The sequence below is a fragment of the Nitrogeniibacter aestuarii genome (assembly GCF_017309585.1).
GTDB classification, from domain to species: Bacteria; Pseudomonadota; Gammaproteobacteria; order Burkholderiales; family Rhodocyclaceae; genus Nitrogeniibacter; species Nitrogeniibacter aestuarii.
Genome location: NZ_CP071321.1, coordinates 984137 through 1010379 on the forward strand (window position 1 = coordinate 984137; position 26243 = coordinate 1010379).

Consider the following 26243-nt stretch of genomic DNA (forward strand, 5'->3'; position numbering starts at 1 on the left):
GATGACGACGAACAACACGCTTGTCGAATTTGCCGGCGCACTGGCCAGCGGTGCCATCCGCGTGGTCGACCTGACGCAGACCCTGAGCCCGGAGTTTCCCGGCCTGCAACTGCCGCCGGAGTTCGGCCAGCCATGGCCCTTCCGCTCCGAGGAAATCTCCCGCTACGACGAACGCGGCCCGGCCTGGTACTGGAACAACATCTCCATGTCCGAGCACACCGGGACCCATTTCGATGCGCCGGTGCACTGGGTGTCGGGCAAGGATCATCCGGACAACACGGTGGACACGATTCCGGTGACGCGTTTCATCGCACCCGCCTGCGTGATCGACTGCAGCCGCGAAGCCGCCGCCGACCCGGACTTTCTGCTCACGGTGGAGTTTCTCGAAGCCTGGGAGGCGACCCACGGGCGCATTCCGGCCGGTGCCTGGGTGCTGCTGCGGACCGACTGGTCCAAGCGGCCGATGCCCGAGGCCTATGTGAACGCCGGAGAAGACGGCCCCCACACGCCGGGACCGGCCGAAGGCACCGTCAAATGGCTGATCGACGCGCGCGACGTGGTCGGCTTCGGCGTCGAGTCCATCAATACCGATGCGGGCCAGTCCTTCGCCTGGGAGACGCCGTTTCCCTGCCACTACTTCATGCATGGCAACAACCGCTACGGACTGCAGTGCCTCACCAATCTCGACCGCCTGCCGCCCCAGGGCGCAGTGATCATCGCCGCGCCCCTGAAGCTGCGCAACGGATCGGGGAGCCCCCTGCGGGTGCTCGCCCTGGTGCAGGACTGAGTCGAATTGCCCCGAATGAACAGGCGCGAAGACGCCAACCAACGACGAGAGAACCCATGAAGTATCCCCAACACCGGCCGGCCTGTTACTGCCCGCCCCTGATGCGACCGGCCTTCCTGGCCGCCGAAGGAGCGCGCCATGGCTGAGCGTTCATTCAAGAAGGAAGTCCAGCAACTGCGAATCCCTGCCGGCACCGAGTTTCGCGGTGAAGGCATTCTGGCCATCACCAAGGCACTACTGCAGTCGGGCGTGGGCTATGTGGGCGGCTATCAGGGCTCGCCCATCTCCCACCTGATGGACGTGCTGGCGGATGCCAACGAGATCCTCGACGAGCTGGACGTGCATTTCGAAACCAGCGCCTCGGAGGCGAGCGCCGCGGCCATGCTGGCGGCCTCGGTGATGTATCCCATCCGCGGCGCAGTGACCTGGAAATCGACGGTGGGCACCAACGTGGCCTCCGACGCGCTGGCGAACCTGGCCTCGGGCGGGGTCACCGGCGGGGCGCTGATCATCGTCGGCGAAGACTACGGCGAAGGCTCCTCCATCATGCAGGAGCGCTCCCACGCCTTCGCCATGAAGTCGCAGATGTGGTTGCTCGACCCGCGGCCGAATCTGGAGTCCATCGTGCAGGCGGTGGAAGACGGCTTCGAGCTGTCCGAAGCCAGCAACACGCCGGTCATGCTCCAGGTGCGCATCCGCTCCTGCCATGTGCACGGGCGATTCATCACCAAGGAGAACAAGCGCCCGGCCTTCAGCCTCAAGCAGGCGCTCGAGCGTCCGGTGCGCGACACCGGCCGCATCGTGCTGCCGCCGGCGTCCTTCGTGCACGAGCAGGAAAAGATCCGCCAGCGCTGGCCGGCGGCGGTGAAGTTCATCCAGTCGCGTGGCCTGAACGAGTTCTTCGACGGCGACGTGGAAGACATCGGCCTGATCCTGCAGGGCGGGCTCTACAACGGCGTGATTCGTGCCCTGCAACTGCTGGGGCTGGCGGACAGCTACGGCAACAGCCGCATTCCGCTGTACGTGATGAACGTCACCTACCCGGTGATCGACGAGGAGGTGGTGCGCTTCTGTCAGGACAAGCGCGCCGTGCTCATGCTCGAAGAGGGGCAGCCCGATTACATCGAGCAGAACCTGCACGCGATCCTGCGCAAGAACAAGGTGGACACCCTGCTGTCCGGCAAGGATGTGCTGCCGGTGGCGGGCGAATACACCACCGACGTCATGAGAACGGGCATCGAGGCCTTCCTCAAGACGCATCACCTCGAGCTGCTGGCGACCCATGACGCGGTGGCCGTGGACGCGCCCAAGCCGGCGGCGGTGCCGATCACCTTCCATCCCAAGGTGCAGGCGCTGGCCGAGGTGGTGCCACCCCGGCCGGCCGGTTTCTGTACCGGCTGTCCGGAACGGCCCATTTTCGCGGCCATGAAGCTGGTGCAGCAGGATCTGGGCGAACACCACGTCAGTTGCGACATCGGCTGCCACCTGTTCTCGATCCTGCCGCCGTTCAATCTGGGCGCCACCACCATGGGCTACGGCCTGGGGGCCGCGTCGAGCTCGGCCTTCAACGTCAAGTCGGGCAAGCGCGCCATCTCGGTGATGGGCGACGGCGGCTTCTGGCACAACGGCCTGACCTCCGGTGTTGCCAACGCGGTGTTCAACAAGAACGATGGTGTCATCGTCATCGTCGACAACTACTACGCCTCGGCGACCGGTGGGCAGGACATCCCGTCTTCTCGGGCCGACAACCCCAACCGCACCACCAAGAACCCCATCGAGAACGCCATTCGCGGCGCCGGGGTGAAATGGGTGCGCACCATCGACCGCACCTACGATGTGGCGCGCATGCGAAAGACCCTCGACGAGGCGCTGACCACCACCACCGACGGTCCGAAGGTCATCATTGCCCAGTCCGAATGCATGCTCAATCGCCAGCGCCGTGAAAAGCCCCTGTTCGCCAAGGCGGTCAAGGGCGGCAAGCGTGCGGTCAAGGAGCGTTTCGGCGTCGACCCCGACGTGTGCACCGGCGATCACGCCTGCATCCGCCTGTCAGGCTGTCCGTCGCTGACGGTGAAGGACAGCGGCGATCCGCTCAAGGACACCCCGGTGGCCCACGTGGACAGCAGTTGCGTCGGCTGTGGCAACTGCGGCGAGGTCGCCGAAGCGGCGATCCTGTGTCCGTCCTTCTACCGTGCCGAGATCATTCACAATCCCACAGGGACCGACCGCGTGCTGGCCAGGTTGCGAGGCGCGGCCATTGGCTGGCTGCAGCGCCGCCGCGCTGCCCGCCTGGCGCGCCTGGCCCTGTGACGAGAGCTGCATCATGAACCGAAAAACCGAGCTTCTTCCCGGTACCCCCATCAAGATCGCCGTGCTCGCCATGGGCGGGCAGGGCGGCGGAGTGCTTGCCGACTGGATCGTCGACATGGCCGAACATGCCGGCTGGTGGGCACAGACCACGTCGGTCCCCGGCGTTGCCCAACGCACCGGCGCCACGATCTACTATCTCGAACTGCTGCCCGAAGCGGATGCCGAGGCCGCCGGCAAGCCGCCCACCCTGGCCATGATGCCCACGCCGGGCGATGTGGACCTGGTGGTGGCCGCCGAACTCATGGAGGCCGGCCGCGCCATGCAGCGCGGGCTGGTCACGCCCGATCGCAGCACCCTGATCACCTCCACCCACCGCAGCTACTCGGTGACCGAGAAGGCCGCGCTGGGTAACGGCATCGGCGATGGCAACAGCGTGCTCGATGCCGGGCGCAACGCCGCAAGGCGCCTGATCGCACTCGACCTCCAGGTCCTGGCCGAACAGGCCGGCAGCGTGATTTCGGCCAGCCTGTTCGGCGCCATTGCCGGCTCCGGCGCGCTGCCCTTCGGCCGGGAGGCCTTTGAAAACACCATTCGCAGTGCCGGCAAGGGGGTCGAGGCGAGCCTGCGTGCCTTTGCCCTGGGCTTCAATGCGGCCGCCTCGGCGCCCGCCGTGCCCGCGCCGATCGAGACCCCGCGCCCGACACTGGATGTGCCCGAACGGGCGGCGCAGCCTCAGGTGCAGGCCTTGCTGGACCGGCTCAAGGTGGAGTTTCCCGCCGCGACGCACGGCATCCTCGTGGCCGGGTTGAGACGGCTGCTCGATTATCAGGATCTGGCCTACGCCAAGGAGTATCTGGCGCGTTGCCATACCCTGTGCGCGCTGGACGAACGTTACGGTGGCGCGGCGAAGGACTGGGCCCTGGCCCAGGCAGCGGCCCATCGTCTGGCCGTGGCCATGAGCTACGACGACGTGATCCGCGTGGCCGATCTCAAGACCCGGGGCAGCCGCTTCGAGCGCGTCGCCCGGGAAGTGGGCCTCAAGGGCGGGCAAGTGCTGCAGACCACCGAATTCACCCACCCGCGCCTCGAAGAGATCTGCGGCACCCTGCCGGCCGGCATCGGGCGACGGCTGGAACGGTCGACCTGGTTCGCGGCCTGGGTCAAACGCCGTTTCGCCCATGGCAAGCGGATCTCCAGCAGTACGTTCGGCGGCTTTTTCTCCCTGTATGCCGTGGCCGGCATGCGCCGGTTCCGGCGCCGTACCCTGCGCCACCAGGTCGAGTCGGCACAGATCGCACGCTGGCTGAAGCGGGTGGAGAAGGTGATGGCGCAAGACTACGGCCTGGCCGTCGAAATCGTTCATTGCCGCCAGCTGGTCAAGGGCTACAGTGGTACCCACGAGCGCGGCGGCGAGCGCTTCGAGACCTTGATGAACGCGGCCGACACCCTGTGCGGGCGCCACGACGCGGCCCGCACGCTCGCGGACCTGCGCACCGCCGCGCTCGCCGACGAGGAGGGCAAACAGCTCGGACAGGCTCTGGCCCGTGCGCTCGGCACGGTGGCTGGCAGCGCGGCGTCGGCGACTGCCAGTGAGGCGTCGGCACCCCGTCTGGCCGGTGTGACTCGACACACGGCTGCCGTCGCGCAGGCGCGCTGAGCGTCCCGGTGGCGGGGGACATGAACAGAAAGCCCCTGCCACCGTGCCCGGCGGCGGGCACCGAGTGCCCTTGATCGCTCATCGAGAAGGCTCCGTTCGTCGTCAAGCGCAAGCCCGGATGGTCAGGATTTGCGACGATTTGACGTTCGGCACTATCAAGAATCGGCCAGACTGCGTGGCCGGGGGCAAGCATTTCTTGATGAGCGCTATCGGGAACGCTATGTTTTCACAAAGGTGTGGGAGTTTGTATATATAACTAAAGATGTATCCGGGCGGGGTGATTGAGGTTCAATGCCATTCCCTCGGATCGCGAGCGGAGGCCCACCCATGCAGAGAGATGAAGATGCAGACGCTGACAAGCGGGCTGCACACTGGAAGCACCGCCAGTCTCATATCGTCACGTCTGACCCCTGTCAGCACGCGGAGAGTCTGCCTGCCTGGTCGCAGGAGTACCTCCAGCTTGAGGCGGGGCCGTTCTTCGGGGAAATCAAGGAATCGACCTTCGGGCCGGTCCAGGTTTTTCAGGAGACCATCGATCAGGTCATCGACGAGAAGGCCAATCCCCGGCGGGACAGCTACACCGTCGGCATACCGGTCCGCGTGACCGAAAACGGTCGGTGGCAGGGCCATGAGCTCAGTGACCGCTCCGTCATGATCCTGAAGCCGAATGAAGAGCTGCATTTCAAGACGCCGAAGCACTCCAACATCCTGGTGACCGTCATCACCTGTTGTGCGCTCGATGCCATTGCAGAAGGCGATGGTTTCGGTTCGGCGGACGATCTGTTTCAGCGCCCGCATGTGGTGGAAGTCGGCGACGACATTGCGTCGAATTTCCGGGCAGCGCTGTTCAATGCACTGAGCGTCTCGCAGAACAATCCCGGCCTGCTCGAACATGAGGCGGTGCGCAACGATCTGAGCGACAGCGTGATGCATTCGGTATTCGCGACGCTGACGCAGGTGGGCGATTTCGGCAAACGCCTGTCGAATGGTCAGTCGGTCCAGCGCTCGATTGTCGAGCGCGCACGCACCTACATCCTGGCCAACCGGCAGCGGGCGCTCTCGGTCGCCGAGCTGTGCGAGCACCTGCGCATGAGCCGGCGGGGCGTGCATCATGCCTTCATGAATGTGCTGGGCGTCAATCCGGTGACCTTCCTGCGCTATGTGCGTTTGCATGAAGTCAGAAAAGCGCTGCTCGATCCGGGCTGTCGCGAGTCCATTTCCACTGTCGCGGCCAACTGGGGCTTCTGGCATATGGGCATGTTCGGGCAGTACTACAAGCAGCTCTTTCATGAAACGCCGTCGGACACCACGAAGCGAATCCGCGGGCCGCTCGATTCGATGAGTCGGTTCCGGAGTTGAACGATGGCTGCAGGCATCGCGCCTGTAGCCCCGAAGCGAGCGAGAAGCCGCGATCGATGTGATCGCGGCTTCTTTGTTTGTTCCCGTGATGTGTGCGGCCTGGCCGATATTTGATAGTTGCTGCGTTGCGGATGGCCGGAATGCGATAACGCGTCGATAACCCCCGTTTTTATAGTGAATCCCGTAGGCGATTGCTCGTCGCCTTTTACGACGTTCGGCATAGCGATGCGCGTGCCGGATGAAGCGAAACCAACGGGAGATGTCCCTCATGGGAAAAACTGTAAAAGCAAATGTGATCGCACGAAGCCTGCTGCTGGGCGCGGGGATCGCGTCATCGACGCTGTCCCTTGGCGTCATGGCCGCGCCCTCGGGGGAGGCCCTGGTCAACAGCAAATGCTCGGCATGTCATGCGCCGGATGCCAAGGGCGTGCCGGACCGGATCGATGCCGGCCGCCGGACCCCCGAAGGCTGGGACATGACGGTGGCCCGGATGAGCTACGCGCATGGCGTCAAGCTCACGGCCGAAGAACGTAGCGCCATCGTCAAATACCTGGCGGACAACTACGGCCTGGCACCGGAGGAAACCGAACACCACCGGTACATCCTCGACAAGACGCCGAGCGTGGTCGAGCACGCCGAAAACCAGCTGATCGCCGATACCTGTGCGCGTTGCCATTCCTATGCGCGCATTGCCGTGCAGCGGCGGACCGAAGACGACTGGCGAAAGCTGGTGCACTTCCACGTGGGCCAGTATCCGGCCATCGAGATCCAGGCCGGTGGGCGGGATCGCAACTGGTTCGAGATTGCCACCGGCGATGCCGCCCAGGCTTTGGGTGAAGTCTATGGCTACGAGTCCAAGGCATGGAATCAGTGGAAAGCGGCCAAGGCCATGGACCCGGCGGGCAAGTGGCGGGTGGTTGGCCATGAGCCGGGTCGCGGCGCCTACGAAGGTGAAGCGGCGGTGACGCGCTCGGGCGATGACCAGTACGAGCTGAAGATGACCCTTCGCTACCAGGATGGCACCACCGACAAGGCCTCCGGCAAAGCCATCGTCTACACCGGCTACGAATGGCGCGCGACGCTCGACCAGGGCAAGCGCAAGGTCCATCAGGTGTTCCAGCTCGCCGATGCGGGCCAGGCGCTGGAAGGGCGCTGGTACGAGGTGGATAACGACGCCATCGGCGGCACCATGCATGCGGTGAAAGCCACCGCCGGTGCGCAGGTGCTGTCGACCATGCCGCAGGCGATCAAGGCGGGCACCAAGGGTGTGCTGACGATCAACGGCGTGGGGCTAGAAGGCAAGGTCAGCCTTGGCGACCAGATCAAGGTCGGCAAGGTGGTCAAGCGCAGCGCGGACCAGGTGGTTGTCGAGTACGAAGCACCGGCGTCGCTGAACGCAGGCGCCGTGATGGTGCGCGTCGGCCAGGCCAAGGCCGGTGACACGCTGGCGGCCTATCAGCAGATCGATTCGGTGAAAGTCGTGCCCGAGCATGCCATGGCCCGTGTGGGCGGCGGAGGCGGCGCACTGCCGAAGGTGCCGGCCCAGCTCGAAGCGATTGCCTATGCCAACGGGTCGGACGGCAAGGCGGGCACCGACGACGACGTGCGTCTGGGCGCCATGCCTGCCACCTGGCGCGTGGCCAACCTCAACGAAGTGGCCGAGAAGATGCAGGACACGCGCTTTGCCGGCGAGCTGACCGACACCGGGCGTTTCATCCCGGCCGTGGCCGGCCCCAATCCGGAGCGCAAGTACGGCACCAACAACGCCGGCGAGCTGAAAGTGACCGCCACGGTCAAGGACGGTTCGCGTGAGGTCAGCGGCAGTGCGCCCCTGATTGTCACTGTTCAGCGCTTCAACGATCCGACCATTCGCTGATCCGGCCTCAAGGGAGACCCCCAATGAGCGAAACCAACACCCTGTATGTGGACCGGGATGCCTACCACGACTTCGTGGTCGGTGACCGTCACGTGATGCTGCATGTGCCCAGTACCGGCATTTTCGATCTGGACGAGATGAGCGGATCGATTGTCGATTTCGTCCGCGGCAAGCACAGCGTCACCTTCGATGAGATCCGGCAGCGCTTCGAGCAGACGCCGAATCCGTCGGCGCTGGCCGAGTCGATCGACGATCTCAAGAGCCTGGGCATTCTCAAGGACAGGACGCCGACGCCCGATGGCGGGGCCGGTGTCAGCGTGCAAGAGTTTCCACTCAGCACCATCGTCATCAACGTCAATACCGGCTGCAACCTCAGTTGCACCTATTGCTACAAGGAGGATCTGACCACCCCCGCCAAGGGGGAGAAGATGGAGCTGGAGAAGGCAAAGAAGAGCATCGATCTGCTGATCCACGAGGGCCGGAACCGCAAGCAGCTGAACGTGGTTTTCTTCGGTGGCGAGCCGCTGACCAACATGCCGCTGATCCGCGAGGTCACGGCATACGCCGAGGCGCGTTGCGCGGCCGAGGGCAAGCAGGTCGATTTCTCGCTGACCACCAACGCCACCATGCTCACCGAAGAGATCGTCGATTACTTCGACGCCCATCGCTTCGGCATCTCCATCAGCATGGACGGCCCCGAAGCGGTCCATGACGCCCGGCGCAAGACGGTCGGCGGCAAGGGGACGTATGAAGTGGTCGCGGCCAAGTCCCGCATGCTGCTGGCGCGCTACAAATCGCGCCCGGTGGGGGCCCGCGTCACCCTGACGGCCGGCTATTCGGACGTGGCCACGATTCACCGCCACCTGAAGGACGACATCGGTTTTGCGGAGGTCGGCTTTGCGCCGGTGACCGGCAATCCGATCACCACCTTCAACCTGGTCGGTGAAGAGCTCAAGGCCGTCTTCGAGTCCATGAAGTCCCTCGGGCGCGAGTATGTCGAGGCCGCCGTGGCGGACCGCAACATCGGCTTCTCCAACATGCACCAGATGCTCTCGGATCTGTACGAAGGGCGCAAGAAGGCCTTGCCGTGCGGCGCCGGTATCGGTCTGCTGGCCGTCGATCACAAGGGTGAGCTGAACCTGTGCCACCGCTTCACCGGCTCCGAACTGCCGACCTTCGGCAACGTGGAGACCGGCATCGACAAGCCCCAGCTGGGTGCTTTCCTCGACAAGGCGCTCGACCGTTCGGAGCGCGGCTGCAGCACCTGCCGGATTCGCAACCTGTGCTCCGGCGGCTGCTACCACGAGTCCTACGCCAACTTCAGTGACCCCCACTCACCCGTTTATCACTACTGCGAACTGCTCAGGGACTGGGTCGATTTCGGGATCGAGGCCTACCTCGAAATCCTTGAAAAGAACCCGGCCTTCCTTCAGCGACACGTTGCCAACAGGAGCTCAGAGCTATGAAACGAATGAAAGCCTTGAACAAGAAGGCGCACCAGATTGAATCCTCCACGGATCAGGGTGCGATCGACGAAGTGGTGGCCATGTCCGCCAACGTGGCCGGCTGCGCCACCACCTTCGACCCGGGCTGGGAGCTGGACCCCTTCCTGGGGGTGGCCGGTCTCTGTCAGCCGATGGAGGCGGATCTGTACGGGTGTTCCGACCCGTGCTGGTGGCCCGCCCAGGTGCCGGACACGCTGCACAGCTATCCGGACTGGAACGAAGGTCGCGACGACGCTGCACGCGACTGGAAGGCCCTGAAGAGCGTGTTCCCCAAGTAACGGGGCATGTCGATCGTCATCATCTGGAGGAATACACACATCATGGCTAACAAGGCATTCACAACCATCAGCCGAACGCTCATGGCGGCGGCATCGGTCCTGGCGCTGCACGCCCCTGCGGCGATGGCAGCCAAGGACTACATCGTGACGGCAGCGCGCCCGAACCTCATCTTCGTCGCCGACGCCAAGGCGCGAAAGGTCGTGCGCTCGTTCGAGATCCCCAACACTTCGCTGGGCAACAGCCCGCAGGCGTTGGTGGTGTCGAAGGACGGCAAGGTCGGGTACGTGATCCACAACCGTTGGGAAACGGTTTCCGGCATCGATCTGGACACGGGCGAAGAGGTGTTCCGTGCCGAGCTCTCTGGGGGCGACATCCGCGGCAAGGCGCCGTTCGCCATCGACCTGAGCCCGGACGGCAAGGAGCTGGCGGTGTTCGTCAACCCGACCAAGCTGTTACCGGGCGAGTACAAGGTGCTTGACCCCTACATCGCGGTCTACAACACCGATGCGGGCGTCAAGGCGCAGCCCGATCGCAAGCTCAAGACGCCGCGACGCGTCTCGTCCCTGATCTACTCGCCGAAGGGCGACACGCTGTATGTCTATAGCTGGGACATGCTCAAGGTCGACCCCAAGACCGGCGAGGTCAAGGGCAAGCACCCGTGGCGTGAGTGGAAGCGTCCGGACCGTGGCGAGCCCGACACCCTGGCGATCTGGCCGCAGTGGGAGCAGAGCAACATCTTCGCTACGCCGTTCTATGTGGCCGACACCACCCGCGACACCAGCGACTTCAAGAACTACCGCGCGGGCATCTGGTCGCTGGACCTGGAAACCGACAAGGTGAAGTTCACCGAGTTTGAAGACGCCTCGGTGGTGCTGTTCTCGACCGTCGTCAATCCGGTGCGCCGCAATGAGACCTACACGGTGTACACCCAGCTGACGAAGGTGGATCTCGATACCGGCAAGATGGAGCGCGTCGATCTGGATCACACGTATTACGACGTGAATGTCTCCAGCGACGGCAGCGAGCTCTACATCGGTGGCACCCAGGGTGACATTGCCGTCTATGACAGCAAGACCCTGGAGCGGATCGGCAACATCCGCACGCCGAGCGGTGGCGACCAGGTGCTGTCCTCACTGCGCGTGTTCACGCGCTGAGGTCGGCCATGCGCACGGATACTCTGGATTTCCCCGCAGGCGAGGCGCCGGCCGCCAGCCAGCCAACCGCACCGGCAACACCGGCGGGGCTGCGCGAATGGATCGTTGCCAGCCTGCGGCCGGAGTATCCGGCGCTGTTGCTCATCCTGTTGCTCTCGGTGGTGGCTGTGCTGGCCGGCCTGGCGCAGCCCTACCTCACGAAAGCCCTGATCGACGCCGGCATTCTGGCGCGTGATCGCGACACCATCGTGCTGGTCGGCGGCAGCATGGCGGCCCTGGCCTTTGCGTCGCTCGCCGTCGGCTTTGCCTGTCGGCGGGTGCACGTGGCCGTCTCGGCCCGGGTGCTGCACCGCATGCGCGAAGACCTGTTCGCGCACGTGCTGACCCTGCGACCGGCCTTCTTTTCCCGCATGCGCCAGGGCGATCTGCTCACCCGGCTCGAAGGCGATCTGGGTGAAGTTCAACGTTTCGCGGTCGACGCCTTGCTGTCGGCCGTCAGTTCAAGCCTGACACTGATCGGTACGGTCATCGTGCTCAGCGCAATGAACGCCAAACTGGCGCTGCTGCTGGCGGTGCTCATTGTCATCAACAGCCTGGCGCTGACCTGGATACGACCCCGGATCGAGGTGTTGTCGAAGCGCGCGCGCGAAGCGGGCGTGGACATGTCCAGCTTTCTGGTCGAGCGGGTGGGGCGGGTGCGCTGTGTGCAGACCCATCTGGCCGAAGCGCAAGAGCTCGACAGACTCAAGGGGTATCACGGCGTGCTGCGCCAGCGCCTGATCGACGCGCAGTTGTTCGGCTATTTGGGCGGCGCCATTCCCAACCTGGTGCTGTCACTGGCCGTGATCGGCATCTTCGTGTTCGGCGCGCTCGCCATGCTGGGCGGCGAGGCGCTCACTCTCGGCACACTCGTGGCCTTCGCCACCTACGTGCAGCGGGCCAGCGCACCGGTGCATAGCCTGATGGGCATCTACATGCAGTGGCAACGGGTGAAGGTCGGGCTGGAGCGGGTCGATGCCCTACGCACTATCGACGGCGCATCGCACGCGCCCGGCACCCAGACTTTCCGCAACGGCGATATCGTCATTCATGGGCTGGCGCATCGCTATGCCGACGCGCCCCAGGGGCTTTTCGAAGGCTTCGATTGCCACATCGGGCAAGGCAACAAGGTGTGGTTGCGCGGTCCCTCCGGCGTGGGCAAGTCGAGTCTGATCGACATGCTGCATCGCCAGCTCGAGCCGCAGGCCGGTACCATCAGCATTGCCGGTCGGGACATCCGCAGTGTTGCCCTCAAGTCGTATCGCGAGCATGTGGTGCTCGTCGCCCAGACGCCGGAACTGTTCTCCTGTTCGCTGATCGACAACATCCGCTACGGGCGGCCGTCGGCCACTGACGCCGAGCTGCAGGCCGTCATCGACGCCTCGGGTGTTGCGCGATTCGCATCGCGCCTCTCTGACGGGCTCGATACCCTGATCGGCACCGGGGGTTCCTTGCTCTCCGGGGGCGAGCGCCAGCGCGTTGCCCTGGCACGCGCGCTGCTCATGGCGCCCGACGTACTGATCCTGGACGAGGGCACATCGTCCTTCGACGAGGCGCTGGAGGCTGAAACGCTCGCAGCGGTCGACCGGCTGCTGCCCCGTGCAACACGCATCGTCGTCAGTCATCGTGCGCTCGACGAGCGCGACTTCGATCAGATCATCGACATCCGCAGGAGCGGGGCATGAATGCGCCCGTGCGCGTCGGACTGATCGACGGCACCGTCGCCGTGCCCCAGGCCACCTCGGTGGTGGCAGCCCGACGGTTCCATGGGGACGCCGCCAGTGTGGATGCGCATGCAGGCATGGTGGCGCAGAGCGTGCTCGCCCATTGCCCGGAGGCTGCGCTGGTGTCGGCAGAGGTCTTCGATGTGCGGCGCACCGCGCCGGTCGAGGCGATCATCGACGCGATCGACTGGCTGATTGCCCAGCAGGTCAGCCTGATCAACATGAGTTTCGGCATCGCCCGTGATGTGTCCGCCCTGAGGGCCGCATGCGAGCGCGCCACGGCACACGATTGCCTGCTGGTGGCGGCTGCACCGTCGCATGGTCCGACGACCTACCCGGCCGGGTTCGGGGCCTGCATCGCCGTGACCGGGGACGCGCGCTGCCAGCCCGGTGAAATCGCCTTGCTCGGGACGGCCAAGGCTGACTTCGGCACCCATCCGTTTGTGCACGCCGGCCAGCCGCAGCATGGGGGCGGTGCCAGCATTGCAACGGCCCGCATGACCGGCCTGATCGGGGACATGGTCCGGCGCGGTGTCTCCATCGCCCATGTCGAGGCGGCACTGGTCGCACGAGCAGCGTACGTGGGCCCGGAGGTGATCGGTGCCTGATCGGCGTTTCACTCTGTGGGCGCTTGCCGCGGCGCTCCTGTTCGTGCTGTGGCCGGTGACCGGTCAGGCGGGACTCGGGCTGGCCGCCGTTCTTGTGCTTGTCTCGATCCGCCATGAGCGCCATCGTGCGGCGCTGCTGTGCGCGGCCAATGGGCTGGCCTGGGGGAGCATCCTGGCCCTCGCATACCACCTGCTGGCTGATCATTTCCAGTTGCGCTACGTGTGGATCTACAGCGGCGCGGCGCTGCCGACCCACCTCAAGCTGGCCAACATCTGGGGCGGGGACGAAGGCACGACCTTGCTTTTGGCGGCACTGCTGGTGGCGCTGGCTGCCCGGCGTTCGACGCGCACGGCACCGAATCAGGCCACCGCCTGGCTGGCGGCCTGGTATCTCGCGGTGGCGGCATGGCTGTCCCCGTTCGCGGCAACGCCGGCCGAGTGGCTCGCGGAAAAGAGCGCTCAGGGCATGAACGCCCACCTGATGAATATCTGGATGCTGCTGCACGCCCCCATGGTGTTGCTGGCCTATGCCTGGGTGCTGGCACTGGTCGCGCCGTCGTTGGCGGCGCTGTCCCGCTCGGTCACGCGCTGGCCGTCGAGCGCGCTGATCGATGCCCGGCGTGCGTGGGTGTGGCTCACCGCCGGGATCGGCTTCGGCATGGTGTGGGCGTTTGAAGATGCCATGTACGGTCAGTTCTGGCACTGGGACCCGGTGCAGACCGCAATCTTCGCCGCCTGGTGCGCACTGGGCGCCCATCTGCACGGCGCGCGCGGCTGGACGACACGGCCGGGGACCTGGCGCTGGGTGCCGGTGTGGTCGTTGCTGGCGGCGCTGATGGTGGCCGCGACCATGGCGGTGACCCGCAATGAAGTGCTGGCCAGTTCCCATCGCTACGTGGGCAGCAGCACCTGGATGGCGCATCTGCTGGCGGCCGGGGGCATCCTGATCGGTGCCCTGGTGGCCGGGTGGCAGGGCCGAGGCCGGGGCGGGGCGCAGAACCAGCCGGCCACCGGGCGCGGCCTCTCGCTGCAGGTGCTCGCCCTGCGGCTGACCCAGTTGTGTTTCGTGGTGCTGGCCGTGTGCGCCGCCGCCTATCTGGCCTGGGCGTTCACTGCCGCGGCGCTCGACCTGCCGCGGCCCGGCCATTTGCGCCCCTTCTTCGAGACCCTGACCAACTGGGCCAACGGCAGCGAACTTCCGCTGCTGCGGGCGGCCTTCGCGCAGTGGGACATGGACGGATACAGCGCGGCCCGGTGGATGGTGCTCCCGCTCGCTGCGCTGGGATTTGTCGGCGGCTGGTTCTTCACGCGACGCGTGTCGCGCGCGGCGGCGTGGGTGTCCCTGGGGGTGGTCGGCGCCGCAGCGGCGTGGGTGAGCCTGGTCGAAGGCCCGCTCACCCGCAGCTACAAAGGCACCGGGGTGCTCTCCCAGTCGGTCGTCCACATGCTGCCGCAACTGGATGTCTGCCTGGTGGCCGGCAGCTATCTCGCGCTCGCCTGTCTGCTGTGGACCGGGATGCGTGCCTGGCGTACGCCGAAATCGGCGTCCTACCTCATTCCCCTCGGCGTGTTGCACGCCGGCGCGGTCATCGCCCTGTGGGGCGGGCTGCTGGCCACGGCGATGAATGCTTACGGGCAGCAGCGGATCGAGGTGGGCTCCGATTGGGCCCATGTGGTTCGGGGCTATCAGCTGCGCATCGCGGATGTCGAGGTCAGTCGCGGTGACGACGGCGGGGCCTGGTCCGACCAGGGGCCGTATTTCGCGATGGCGAGTATCGAGCTGATGACGCCGGATGCCCGCCAGGTGCAGGGGCATGCCCTGTACCGGGACAGCCGCTCGGCGATGGCCAACGATAGCGGCCCGGTGCGGCAGATCTGCGAAATCCTCGACTACCGCTTTGCGCGCTACGCCAACGTGTCCGGTTATGTGCTGCATCCCTTCATCTCCCGAAGCTGGATGTCGGATACGCAGCTGTGGGTGAATCCGGCTGCCCTGATCAACGTGGCCGACGGCGGTGACGCCCCGCCGGTGGTGGCGGTGCTGCGCGTCTTTCCCTTTGCCTCCCTGCTGTGGCTCGGTCTGGTGCTGACCGTGGCGGCGGGGGCCTGGCTGGCATTTGTTCCCATGGGACATTCAAAGGAGCATGACCGATGAGTTCGATTCCCGTGCTGATTCTCGGTGCCGGTCCGGCGGCAAGTCTGCTGTCGATGGCACTCCAACCCCTGGGGATTTCCCCCGTCGTCATCGGGCGCCATCGTCGTCGGCCCGCGGTTGAAGGGCTGTCGCAGCGGGTGGTGGATGCGCTGGTCGGGTTCGAATGCCGGCACGCACTCGAGATGCTCGGCCCCCGCTGGCACCGGGTGTCGCGTTGGGCCGGCAGCGAATCTGCGATGAATGGCGAGTTCGTGGTCGAGCGCAGCCAGTTCGATCGCAGTCTGATGCAGGACGCGATTGCGCACGGCGTGTCGTTTCACGAAGGCACGGTGAGTCGTGTCAAGCGGGTGAGCGACGGCGGCTTCGAAGTCATCTGGCAGGACGCCTTCGGCAACCATCATCTGACCCAGGCGGCGATGGTCGTGGAGTGTCGCGGTCAAGCGGCCCCCAAGGAGGCGCCCGACATTCACGCGCCCTACGCGCTGGTGGCCATCACCCGCACGTTTTCGAATGTCCCGGTGCACGACCGGGTGACGCTGACGGAGTCGTTCGAGCACGGCTGGGCGTGGGGGGGCGTCGACCCCACCGGGATGGCCAGCCTTCAGGTCGTCGTCACCCAGGAGATGCTGGCCGAACACGACAACGACCTGAGCGCCGTGCACTCGCGCTGTGTGGGTGCGCTGACGCTGATTCCGGATTATCTCGGCACCGCGTGCGAGCCCACGGGGCATCTGAGCGCGCGTGCCATCCGGCCGGTGCTACGCGCCGCCCGTTTCAGCCGTGACCAGCTGCATGTGGGGGACGCCTGCTACACCAATGACCCGCTCTCGGGGCATGGCGTGTTCGAAGCGGCCTCCGGCGCACTGGCGGCCGCACCGGCCATCAACACCCTGATCCACCACCCTCGGGATGCCGACACGGCGGTGGCCTATCTCGAGGACAGATCCCGCGCCATCTTCGCGTCGCGCATGCAGGCCGCCCGCGATCTCTATCGCCTGGAGACCACGTGGCGCGACGCGCCCTTCTGGCGCCAGATGCAGGCCTTCGAACTGTCGGCACCGGCCGCGGCCGGCCGAAGCGCGCCGGCGGTGACCCTGGAAGAGCGGGGCGTCGTCGAAAGCGGCCGCATCGTCAAGCGGCCGGTGCTGGTGAGCCCCGAGTATCCGCGCGGCGTGCGCTTCTCCGGTCAGGTGGATCTGGGCCAACTCGTCAGCCTCAAGCAGCGCCACCCGGACATCAGTCGCGAGGCCCTCAGCCGTGCCCTGTCGGTCTCGCCCGACGACGTGGCCATGGCGTGTGCCTTTGTCAGAACCATGCAGCAGCCCGCAGCCGCGGGGGCCGAATCACCGCGTGCACATCACTAGAAAATCAGGAGGCAATTCATGAATCAAGCACTTCGAATCATCGCGCTCGGCGCCGTCTTTTCCGGCAGCGCGTTCACCCCGCTGGCCCATGCCGAAGGCGACAGCTCGTCGTTTTCGACCAGCGCCAATGTGGGGCTCTACTCCCAGTATGTGTTCCGCGGCATCGGCTACACCCAGGAAAACCCGGCCGTGCAGGGCGGCTTCGACGTGTCGCATGAAAGCGGCCTCTACCTGGGGATCTGGGGTACCAACGTCAGTGACGCAGCACTGAACAACGCCGCGGGCGAGATCGACATCTACGGCGGCTACGCGGGCCAGGTCGGTGACTTCGGCTACGACGTCGGTTTCCTGCAGTTCCTCTTTCCGGGTGGCGAGATCAACGGCACGAACGAGAGCTACAACACGCTCGAACTGTACGCGGGTGTCAGCTGGGGCCCGGTGGGGATCAAGTACTCGCACACCGTCACCGACTACTTCGGCTTCAACAACAAGACCTTCGGTCAGGGGCGGGGTGGTTCGAGCGGATCGAACTACATCGAAGCCAACGTCGGCTATGAATTCGCCCCCGGCTGGACCGCCATTGCGCATGCCGGTCGGCAGCACGTGGAGAACTACAACGAGTACAGCTTCAACGACTGGAAGCTCGGCGTGGCCTACGCCTTCGGCTCGGGCTGGGAGGCGGGTCTCGCGTGGGTCGATACCACCGCGGACTCGGACCTCTACACCGTCTGTGACGACAACAGTCACTGCAAGGACACGGGCAAGGGCAAGGTCCTGGCCCACATCAAGCGCACGTTCTGACAGAACACTGACTCCTCGTTCGTCGCACGATGCGGCGACTCCTAGCGCCGGAATTGCGCGCAGCGCTCAGTCTCCATTCTTCCGGTGTTTTCCCCACTGAATCGGCTCCGTTCGTTCAGTGGGGATTCTTTTTTTGGGCGGCCTTGCCTCATGAAAGGGTTTCTTGTCTGAAAGGAGATATGGCGCGATTGATCAGGCGCTTCCTTGGTGAGCGGCTGTCGTTATGGATGTCCGTTGCGCGTGGCAGAATGAAAAGACCCGGTGAGCGCCGGGTCTTTCTTTTGCCTGCCGTCAGGAGGACGCATTGCCGCAGACGCTATCCGAACCGTGCCATAGCGAGTTGATCATCAAGAAAAGCCGTTTCATTGGCTGTGTGCAGCCCGTGTCCGACCGGGCGGCGGCGGTGGCGGTGGTCAATGAACTGCGCGGGGCACATCCGGGGGCGGCTCATGTGTGCTGGGCCTTGATGGCCGGTGGGCAGTCGGCGGCCGTAGACGACGGCGAACCCGGTGGCACTGCCGGCCGGCCGATGCTGGATGTGCTCAGGCATCAGGATCTGGAGGGTGTGCTGGCGACCGTGGTGCGTTACTACGGTGGCGTGAAACTGGGGGCCGGCGGTCTGGTACGCGCCTACACGGATGCGGTGGCTCAGGCCCTGCTGGGTGCGACGCGTCAGCCGCTGGTGCGCATGGCAGCGTTTGCTTGCGAAGTGCCGTACGCCTTCGAGGGGGTGGTTCGGCGCTTGCTTGACGATGCGGGCGCAACGCTTGACGGGGTGGCTCATGGCGAGTCGGTTCGCATGAGCATATCGCTCGGCGCTGAGGCGCTGGTGCAGCTGAAGGCCGCCGTCACGGAATCGACGCAGGGACGTGTGCTCTGGTTGCCTGATGACGATGGGGCGAGCACGGACTAGATCGTCAGACGATCAGGGTGCCCTCAAAGGGCAAGTAGGTCGGTTGATGATGTTCCACCGGCGCCGGATGGTTCGATTTGACGGCGTGCGGTGACTTGAACATGGTATGGCCGACGATGGCCAGCAGCATCATGGTGGCAGCAAAGGCGTAGAGGGCGCGGTCGATAGTGGGCATGTTGAGGGCTCCCGAGCAACTGTTCGTTCCGGCGTCCGGGCGCGTCTTATGGGGCGCTTCCGCCGGATTATCTGTCTGGGACAGTGTTTATCCCTGAAGACATGCCAACGATAAGTTGCGCCGTTTCTTGCGGCAACTATCGGGTCGATTGGCTATTGCTATTGCGCTGCAAAAACAGTTCTCGTGGATGTCGCCAGCGGAGGCGTTCCGTCAATTCGTTGGAGTGTGGGGCCCTGGTTCAAAGGCGCAGGCCCCGACGGATTCCGGTCGTCGCGCCGATGACAAGCGGCCTGACGTTTGCCGTGGCCAACACAGTATTGAAACCGGGGACGAGGACGTGGCCCGGATCGAGCTCTGGTGAGCTGACGTCCGATAAAAAAGGCTCCCCGAAGGGAGCCTTTTTCGTGGTGCCGGACGGGTCAGTCGTTGTTCATGAAACCCAGCAGATGCAGCAGGCTGGTGAAAAGGTTGAACAGCGACACGAACAGCGTGACCGTGGCCATGATGTAGTTGGTTTCGCCGCCGTGGATGATATTGGAGGTCTCATACAGGATGAGGCCGGACATCAGCAGCACGAATGCGGCAGAGACGGTCAGCGACAGGGCCGGGATGCTGAAGAAGATGGCGCCCAGGCCGGCCAGGAAGGCCACCAGGATGCCGACGGCCAGGAAACCGCCCATGAAGGAAAAGTCCTTGCGGGTGGTCAGCGCATAGCCTGACAGGCCCAGGAAGATGGCGCCAGTCAGCACGAAGGCGGTCATCACCGTCTGGCCGCCGTTGGGCAGTGCCAGATAGGCGTTGAGGATCGGGCCGAGGGTGTAACCCATGAAACCGGTCAGGCCGAATACCGCGAGAATGCCCCAGCTGCTGTTGCGCAGTTTGGTGGTGGCGAACAGCAGGCCGAAGTAGCCGACCAGTGTGATGATGATGCCCGGATGCGGCAGGTTCAGTGCCATGGCCGCACCAGCCGTGACGGCGGCGAACAGCAGCGTCATGGACAGCAGGGTGTAGGTATTGCGGATGACCTTGTTGGTCGCCAGGACGGAACGCTCACGCGCCTGGCCCACCTGTTGCGGGAACGGCGAAGTTCGATTCATGTGTCGATCTCCTAAAAAGCTTTCCATGTGTGAGTCGGGACAGCGGCGCCCATGGTTCACGCACGCTAACGCCTTGCAGTGTAGGCTCTGGTTTTGATAGAACCAAATCGAATTAAGTTCATAAAAACATCGATTTTTTCGAGGTATGGGGATGCCCGCGCTCAACTTCAAGCATCTGCGCTATTTCTGGATGGTCGCCAAGGCGGGCAGTATCGCCAAGGCCAGCGAGCAATTGCATCTGACGCCCCAGTCGGTGAGCGGGCAGATCACCGCCTTCGAAGCACGCATCGGCGTGGATCTGTTCAAGCGGGTCGGGCGGCGCCTGGAGCTGACCGAAGCAGGTCGGCGCGTGCTGCACTACGCGGAGGAAATCTTTGCGCTGGGCGACGAATTGGTCGAGGCACTCAACGACCCGTCGTCGCCTCAGGTGGAGCCCTTGCGCGTCGGGATCGCCGATTCGGTCCCCAAGCAGGTGGCGTATCGGTTGGTGGCGCCGGCCTTGCAACTCGACACACCCACCCGGCTCGTGTGCCGTGAGGGACGGCTGGCGGCATTGCTGGCCGAATTGTCCATTCACCGGCTCGACATGGTCATCGCCGACCGGCCCCTGCCTGGCAATCTCAATGTGCGCGCGTATACCCACTCGTTGGGCGAAAGCGCGTTGGTCGTGCTGGGCCATCCGTCGCTGCACCAGGGCGAAGACGGCTTCCCCCAACTGCTCGATGAAGCCCCATTCCTGCTGCCGGGTGAAGACGTGAACGTGCGTGCGAGCCTGCTGCGCTGGTTCGAATCGAAGCGCGTGCGTCCGCGCATCGTGGGAGAATTCGACGACAGTGCGCTGATGACCGCTTTTGGCCGGGCCGGCGCCGGTTACTTTGCCGTGCCGGAGGCCGTGGCCCAGGATGTCACCGAGCAGACCGGGGCGCAGATCGTCGGGCGGGTGCCCGAAATTGCCGAGCAGTTGTACGCCATCACCGCCGAGCGGCGCTCGACGCACCCGGCCATCGTGGCGATCAGTGCGGCGGCGGCGGCCTCGGGGTTTACCCTGGCCGGGCAGGACGGTCAGGATTGAACGGGAGAAGCCGATGCCACGCTTCAGCGCCAATGTCAGCATGTTGTTTACCGAGCACGCGTTTCTCGACCGATTCGAGGCGGCGCGGGCGGCGGGTTTCAAGGCAGTCGAGTGCCAGTTTCCGTATGACTGGCCCATCGGGGTCGTGGCCGAGGCGAAGGCGGCCAGCGGGCTGCCGCTGGTACTCCACAATCTGCCTGCGGGAGACTGGTCGGCCGGTGAGCGTGGCATTGCCTGCCACCCTGACCGGATCGGGGAATTCCGCGCGGGGGTCGAACGTGCCGTCGACTACGCCCGCGCGCTGGACTGCCCGCAGCTCAACTGTCTGGCCGGTATCGTGCCGCCCCATGTCACCGAGCGCGAAGCGCATGCCACGTTCGTCGCCAATCTTGCCTTTGCCGCACAGGTGCTCGGGTCGGCCGGTTTGCGTTTGCTCATCGAGCCGATCAATACCTTCGACATCCCGGGATTTTTTCTCAACCGCAGTGCCCAGGCCCTGGCGGTGATTGACGAGGTGGGCGCGGACAACCTGTTCGTGCAGTTCGATCTTTACCATGCGCAGCGTATGGAAGGCGAGTTGGCCGGCACGCTTGAACGCCATCTGTCCCGGATCGGCCACATTCAGTTGGCGGACAACCCGGGGCGGCACGAGCCCGGTACCGGAGAGATCAACTTTCCCTTCCTGTTCGCGCGTCTGGATGCCCTGGGCTACCGCGGCTGGGTCGGTGCCGAATATTTGCCCGAATCGGGTACGGTCGAGGGGCTGGGCTGGATGGATGAAACATGATGTGGGCCGCGTGGCGAACGGTCATGCGATTAACGTAGAATCCTGAGTTTCGAATGACTATTGCCGGGCGCGACTTCGCCGTGAGAACCCTGTTATTGCTGCTGTTGCTGACGCCACTGTGGGCGCAGGCCGCCGAATTGAGCGTCAAGCCCTTGCGAGCGCTGGTGTCCTTTCCGGCCTTTCGTGCGAGTGCGACGGCCAATCCGTTGTACGAGACCCAGCTGGCGTTTGCCGTGGATGGTCACATTGCACGCATGCAGGCGCGCGTGGGAGAGACGGTCGAGCAGGGGCAGACACTCGCTCAACTCGATGATCGCGAGTACCGCATCGGGCTCGATCAGGCCAAGGCACAGCTGGCACTGGTGCGCAGCCAGATCACCCTGGCCGAATCCCAGCTTGCGCAGAGTGAGTCGCTGGCGAAGCAGAAATTCGTCAGCCCCGATGCGCTCAAAATCAAGCGGACCGAACTGGCCGTGCGACGAGCTGAGCGCGATGCCGCGCGTCAGGCGGTGGCGGCGGCTGAACTCGATCTCGAGCGTGCCTTGCTGAGGGCGCCCTTCCGCGCCGTGGTGCAGGCGCGGCAGGCCAGCGTGGGTGATTACGTTTCGGCGGGCGAGGTGGTGTTCGCGCTTGCTGCAGTGGCCGAGCCGGAGATCCGCGCGGGCATTCCGGTTCAACAGGTGCCCGGTCTCAAGGCGGCGGAACAATGGACGCTGGCGGCCGCCGGCATGGAAATCCCCCTCAAGTTGCTCAGAGTGTCCGAGGTGGTCGACACGACCGGACAGACGCAGGAGGCGGTGTTCGCGCCGCTTCAGCAGATGCCGATCGGTCTGGCGGGCGAGGTGCGCTGGCAGGGCAATCGCGCCTTGCTGCCGCCGGGCTATGTGCAACGCCGCGAGGGGCGCTACGGGGTGTTCGTGATGGACGGCAAGGTGCCGGTGTTCCGCGAACTGCCGGACGCGCAGGCCGGGCGGCCGGCGATGGTGCCCGCATCGTGGCCGCTGGATCTGCCCGTGGTGGATGAGGGGCGCTATCAGATCGGTCTCGAAAAGGCCGGGGACGCGGTCGACGCAGGGTCGTCGCAATGAGCTGGTATCGCCGGCTGATCGAAAATCATCCGCTGGCCAATATCGCCTTTGCGCTGGTGCTCATTGGCGGCATCGTTACCTACCTGGTGCTGCCCCGGGCGCAAGACCCCGAGATCAATTTCAACTGGGTGCAGATTTCCACCGTGCTACCGGGCGCGTCGGCCGAGGACGTGGAGCAGGAGGTCACCTCGCCGCTCGAGGATGCGATCGCCCAGGTCAAGGACATCAAGTTCGTGTCGTCGTCGAGCCGCGAGAACCTGTCGTCCATTCTCGTGCGCTTCGAAGAGATTTCCACCCGCGAGTTCGACAAGCGCATCAACGATCTGCGCCGGGAGATCCAGAACAAGGCGTCCGATGAGCTGCCCGATGAAGCCGACGACCCGCACGTACTGGAGCTCACGTCGTCCAACGGTTTTCCGACGGCCATGCTGGCGGTCTATGCGCCTGCCCGAGACGAGCGCCTGCGCCGGGCGGCGTTCAACCTGAAGAAAGACCTGGAGCGCCTGCCCGGGGTGGATACCGTGATTGCGGCGGGGCTGGACGAGCCGGAACTGCATGTGGATTTCGATCCATCGGCCCTGTCCGCACGCAACATCTCGCCCCTGACGCTCTCCGATACCGTCAGTGCCTGGTTCCGCAATACCCTGGGTGGCCGTGTGCGGGTGGAAGACCGGGAGTGGCTGGTGCGGCTGCAGGGCAAGACCCCCGATCCCGACACGCTGGCCGAAATGGCCGTGGTCACTCCGGAAGGGCGGGTGGCGCTCGATCAGGTGGCCACCGTCGAGCGCGCCCATGAGCGCACCACCCAGCTGGTGAGCATTCGCGGTCAGCCGGCGATCATGTTGTCGGTCAATAAAGAGAGCGGTACCAACACCATCGAGCTGGTCGAGCAGCTCAGCGCCATGGTGGCCGAGCGCAACCCCCTGCTGCTCAGCGAAGGCGTCCAGCTGGTGATGCTCGACGACCAGACCGGCATGACCCGCAGCGCCATCGGCGTGATGGAGTCGAACGCCCTGATCGGTCTGCTCGCCGTGCTGCTGATGTGCTGGCTGTTTCTGGGCTCGCGCATGGCGATTCTGGTGGGGCTGGGCGTGCCGTTTTCGCTGGCCGGCACCTTCCTGATGGTCGAAATCATCGGCTCGACCCTCAACCTGACCGTGCTGCTTGGTGTGGTGATCGCCCTGGGCATGCTGGTGGACGATGCCGTGGTGGTCATCGAGGCCATCTATTACCGCCTGCAGCGCGGCGAGGCGCCGATCGACGCGGTCATGAACGGGGTGGCCGAGGTGGCGGCCCCGGTGACCAGCGCAGTGCTCACCACCATGGCGGCCTTCTTGCCGCTCATGCTGCTGCCGGGCATCCTCGGCAAGTTCATGTTCGTGGTGCCGTTCGTGGTCACGACGGCGCTGGCGGTCAGCCTCTTCGAAGCGTTCTGGATTCTGCCCACCCATGTGATGTCGATCCGGCCGGAGGCCAGCCGGGGTGGGCGCACCCAGGCCTGGCGCGTGCGCTTCACACACTGGGTGCGGGTCAAGTATTCGCGTCTGCTGATCCGCGTGATGCGATGGCCCAAGGTGGCGGTGCTGGTGGGCGTACTGCTCATGGCCGCGGCGGGCGGCATGATCGCCAGTGGCGTGGTGAAGACCCAGTTCTTCGCCTTCGATTCGCTGCGCCTGTTTTACGTGAATGTGGACATGCCCTCGGGCATTGCGCTGACCGACTCCCAGGCCGAAGCCGAGCGTATTGCCCGCATCGTCGATGACGAGTTGCCCGATGACATCGTGCGATCGGTCACCGCCTATGCCGGGCTCAAGTTCACCGAAACCGAACCGCTCTACGGCGACCATTACGCGCAGGTGCTGGTGTCCCTCAACCCGCGCACGAGCGACGGTGCCTTCACCGACGAAGTCATCGAATCGCTGCGGGGGCCGGTGATGTCCGCGGGAGGCGTATCCACCCGCTCGTTCCTGGAGATGAAAGGCGGTCCGCCAGCTGGCAAGGCCATCAGCGTGAAGGTGAAAGCGGACGACTACGAGGTGCTGCGCGCGGCCACCGACGCGCTCAAGGCCGAGGCGGCGAAGATTCCGGGCATCAAGGACCTGAGCGACGACGACGTGGCGGGCCGGGCCGAACTGCGCCTGAGCCTCAACCGCGAGAAGCTCGCGCGTGCAGGCGTCCAGCCGGCGGTCGTGGCCCGGCTGGTGCGGCTCTATGGCGAGGGCGAGACCATTGCGAGCATTCGCGACGCGGGCGAAAAGGTGGAGGTGGTGGTGCGGGCGCGCCCGCAAACCCTCGGCCAGATCGAAGAGCTGCTCCAGCATGATGTCCTGCTCGATGACGGTCGCACCGTCTCGCTTGGCTCGCTCGTCGACGCCACCGAGAGGGTCGCCAAGGGCTACATCCGCCATTACCAGTTGCGCCGGGCCATCACCCTGGAAGCCGATCTGTTGCCCGAGACCACCGATACGGTGACGGCCAACGACATGCTCAAGGCCGCCTGGGCCACGCTGCAGCCGAGCTACCCGCAGGTGGCGCTCGATTTTTCCGGTGAGCTTGACGAAATCCAGGAGAGCATCGATGCCATGATCCGCCTGTTCTCCCTGGGCATCGGGCTCATCTACCTCATTCTCGCGACCCAGTTCCGCAGCTACTTCCAGCCGCTCATGATCATGGTGACCGTGCCGCTGGCCTTCACCGGGGTGGTGCTGGGCCTGTTCGTTTCGGGCAATCCGCTATCGCTCTATACCCTCTATGGCGTCATTGCGTTGACCGGTATCGCGGTCAACAGCGCGATCGTGCTCATCGCGGCAGCCAATGAACGGCTTGAGGCCGGCATGAGCGTGCTGCACGCAGCCGTCTATGCCGCGCGCCGGCGGGTGGTGCCGATCCTGATCACGACGCTGACCACCATCGGTGGCCTCTTCTCGCTCGCCGTCGGGCTGGGCGGCAAATCGCTCATGTGGGGACCGGTGGCCGCAAGCATTGTGTGGGGGCTGGGTTTCTCGACCGTGCTCACCCTGTTCGCGATTCCGCTCATCTACCGCATGTTCATGCGCGCGCATCATCGCTTCGATCCAGATCAAGGTGTTGATGCGGCACCTGTGCCATCCTTGGCCTCATGAGTCGCCTCTTTCGTCTCTTCCTCGTGCTGTGTCTGCTCCTGGCGCAAGGGCTGCCAACGACCTGGGCCCGGCCCTCCGTCGGGCACGCGCCGCTGACGACTCAGGGCGAGGCCATGGGGAGCACCATGGGAGACGCCGAGATGGCATGCTGCGCTCACGAGGCGCCGATGCCGTGTGATCTCTGTGCCATTGACGCCTGCAGCGCGCATTGCGCGGGCCTCGGTCTGCCCGGGGTGAGCGTGGCCATGCGTCTGAGTCATGGCGACGCCGTGCTCGTTTCCGGTCGTGAGCCGGCGCCCAAGCCTGCGCCGGTTTTCCGCGAGGAACGCCCCCCAAGACGCCCGGTCTGATCCTGACGAGCCAGGCGCCGG

The 26243-nt window shown here is 65.1% G+C and carries 21 protein-coding genes; 19 read left to right on the forward strand and 2 right to left on the reverse strand.

Going from position 1 to position 26243, the window contains the following annotated elements:
* Position 1 precedes the first annotated feature (1 nt).
* The 14 genes from J0W34_RS04595 to J0W34_RS04660 all read left to right on the forward strand — a co-directional run bounded on the left by J0W34_RS04595 (position 2) and on the right by J0W34_RS04660 (position 18531).
* Positions 2-787 (forward strand): cyclase family protein, encoded by a 786-nt coding sequence (locus J0W34_RS04595; RefSeq protein ID WP_230970878.1) that lies wholly within the window; start codon positions 2-4, stop codon positions 785-787.
* A 138-nt stretch (positions 788-925) separates the two neighbouring features.
* The gene (locus J0W34_RS04600) at positions 926-3097 is read left to right on the forward strand and encodes an indolepyruvate ferredoxin oxidoreductase subunit alpha (RefSeq protein ID WP_230970879.1); all 2172 of its coding nucleotides are present in this window, start codon (positions 926-928) and stop codon (positions 3095-3097) included.
* A 13-nt stretch (positions 3098-3110) separates the two neighbouring features.
* Positions 3111-4754, forward strand: coding sequence for an indolepyruvate oxidoreductase subunit beta family protein (locus J0W34_RS04605; RefSeq protein ID WP_230970880.1), 1644 nt, complete (start codon positions 3111-3113; stop codon positions 4752-4754).
* 327 nt (positions 4755-5081) lie between these two features.
* Entirely contained in the window at positions 5082-6113 is a 1032-nt protein-coding gene (locus tag J0W34_RS04610) for a helix-turn-helix domain-containing protein (RefSeq protein WP_230970881.1), read from the forward strand.
* A 268-nt stretch (positions 6114-6381) separates the two neighbouring features.
* Entirely contained in the window at positions 6382-7989 is a 1608-nt protein-coding gene (peaA, locus tag J0W34_RS04615) for a quinohemoprotein amine dehydrogenase subunit alpha (protein WP_230970882.1), read from the forward strand.
* A gap of 23 nt (positions 7990-8012) precedes the next feature.
* Positions 8013-9455, forward strand: coding sequence for a quinohemoprotein amine dehydrogenase maturation protein (gene peaB / locus J0W34_RS04620; RefSeq protein ID WP_230970883.1), 1443 nt, complete (start codon positions 8013-8015; stop codon positions 9453-9455).
* Positions 9452-9772, forward strand: a complete 321-nt coding sequence (qhpC, locus tag J0W34_RS04625) for a quinohemoprotein amine dehydrogenase subunit gamma (RefSeq protein ID WP_227815811.1) — start codon at positions 9452-9454, stop codon at positions 9770-9772. The genes peaB and qhpC overlap by 4 nt, the downstream gene beginning before the upstream one ends.
* Before the next feature lie 42 nt (positions 9773-9814).
* The gene (gene peaD, locus J0W34_RS04630; RefSeq protein WP_227815812.1) at positions 9815-10927 is read left to right on the forward strand and encodes a quinohemoprotein amine dehydrogenase subunit beta; all 1113 of its coding nucleotides are present in this window, start codon (positions 9815-9817) and stop codon (positions 10925-10927) included.
* 8 nt (positions 10928-10935) lie between these two features.
* The gene (locus J0W34_RS04635) at positions 10936-12651 is read left to right on the forward strand and encodes an ABC transporter ATP-binding protein (protein ID WP_230970884.1); all 1716 of its coding nucleotides are present in this window, start codon (positions 10936-10938) and stop codon (positions 12649-12651) included.
* Entirely contained in the window at positions 12648-13298 is a 651-nt protein-coding gene (gene qhpE, locus J0W34_RS04640; RefSeq protein ID WP_230970885.1) for a subtilisin-like serine protease QhpE, read from the forward strand. The genes J0W34_RS04635 and qhpE overlap by 4 nt, the downstream gene beginning before the upstream one ends.
* A complete protein-coding gene (gene ccsA / locus J0W34_RS04645) occupies positions 13291-15453 on the forward strand; it encodes a cytochrome c biogenesis protein CcsA (protein WP_230970886.1) in 2163 nt (720 codons plus the stop codon). The genes qhpE and ccsA overlap by 8 nt, the downstream gene beginning before the upstream one ends.
* Entirely contained in the window at positions 15450-16817 is a 1368-nt protein-coding gene (gene qhpG, locus J0W34_RS04650; RefSeq protein ID WP_230970887.1) for a flavin-dependent monooxygenase QhpG, read from the forward strand. Before ccsA ends, qhpG begins: the two co-directional genes overlap by 4 nt.
* Before the next feature lie 18 nt (positions 16818-16835).
* Complete coding sequence (locus J0W34_RS04655) at positions 16836-17618, forward strand: TorF family putative porin (RefSeq protein WP_230970888.1); 783 nt, start codon at positions 16836-16838, stop codon at positions 17616-17618.
* A gap of 304 nt (positions 17619-17922) precedes the next feature.
* Positions 17923-18531 carry an IMPACT family protein gene (locus J0W34_RS04660; protein WP_230970889.1) on the forward strand — a complete coding sequence of 203 codons (609 nt, stop codon included), beginning with the start codon at positions 17923-17925 and terminating at the stop codon, positions 18529-18531.
* A 4-nt stretch (positions 18532-18535) separates the two neighbouring features.
* Here J0W34_RS04660 and J0W34_RS04665 read toward each other — a convergent pair whose 3' ends face one another.
* Both J0W34_RS04665 and J0W34_RS04670 read right to left on the reverse strand, forming a co-directional pair.
* Positions 18536-18706, reverse strand: coding sequence for a hypothetical protein (locus J0W34_RS04665; protein WP_230970890.1), 171 nt, complete (start codon positions 18704-18706; stop codon positions 18536-18538).
* A gap of 419 nt (positions 18707-19125) precedes the next feature.
* Positions 19126-19803, reverse strand: a complete 678-nt coding sequence (locus J0W34_RS04670; RefSeq protein WP_227815820.1) for a Bax inhibitor-1/YccA family protein — start codon at positions 19801-19803, stop codon at positions 19126-19128.
* A 151-nt stretch (positions 19804-19954) separates the two neighbouring features.
* On the opposite strand from J0W34_RS04670, the gene nhaR reads away from it, so the two are divergent.
* Genes nhaR through J0W34_RS04695 form a run of 5 tightly spaced genes read left to right on the forward strand, consistent with a single transcriptional unit; the run spans position 19955 to position 26222 of the window.
* A complete protein-coding gene (nhaR, locus tag J0W34_RS04675; protein WP_331001532.1) occupies positions 19955-20875 on the forward strand; it encodes a transcriptional activator NhaR in 921 nt (306 codons plus the stop codon).
* Between the two features lie 13 nt (positions 20876-20888).
* On the forward strand, positions 20889-21662 hold the full coding sequence (gene hyi / locus J0W34_RS04680; protein WP_230970892.1) for a hydroxypyruvate isomerase: 774 nt from the start codon (positions 20889-20891) through the stop codon (positions 21660-21662).
* A gap of 53 nt (positions 21663-21715) precedes the next feature.
* On the forward strand, positions 21716-22750 hold the full coding sequence (locus J0W34_RS04685; protein ID WP_230970893.1) for an efflux RND transporter periplasmic adaptor subunit: 1035 nt from the start codon (positions 21716-21718) through the stop codon (positions 22748-22750).
* A complete protein-coding gene (locus J0W34_RS04690; protein ID WP_230970894.1) occupies positions 22747-25872 on the forward strand; it encodes an efflux RND transporter permease subunit in 3126 nt (1041 codons plus the stop codon). Before J0W34_RS04685 ends, J0W34_RS04690 begins: the two co-directional genes overlap by 4 nt.
* Positions 25869-26222: a hypothetical protein gene (locus tag J0W34_RS04695; protein WP_230970895.1), complete on the forward strand. Its 354-nt coding sequence runs from the start codon at positions 25869-25871 to the stop codon at positions 26220-26222. The genes J0W34_RS04690 and J0W34_RS04695 overlap by 4 nt, the downstream gene beginning before the upstream one ends.
* Positions 26223-26243 lie beyond the last annotated feature (21 nt).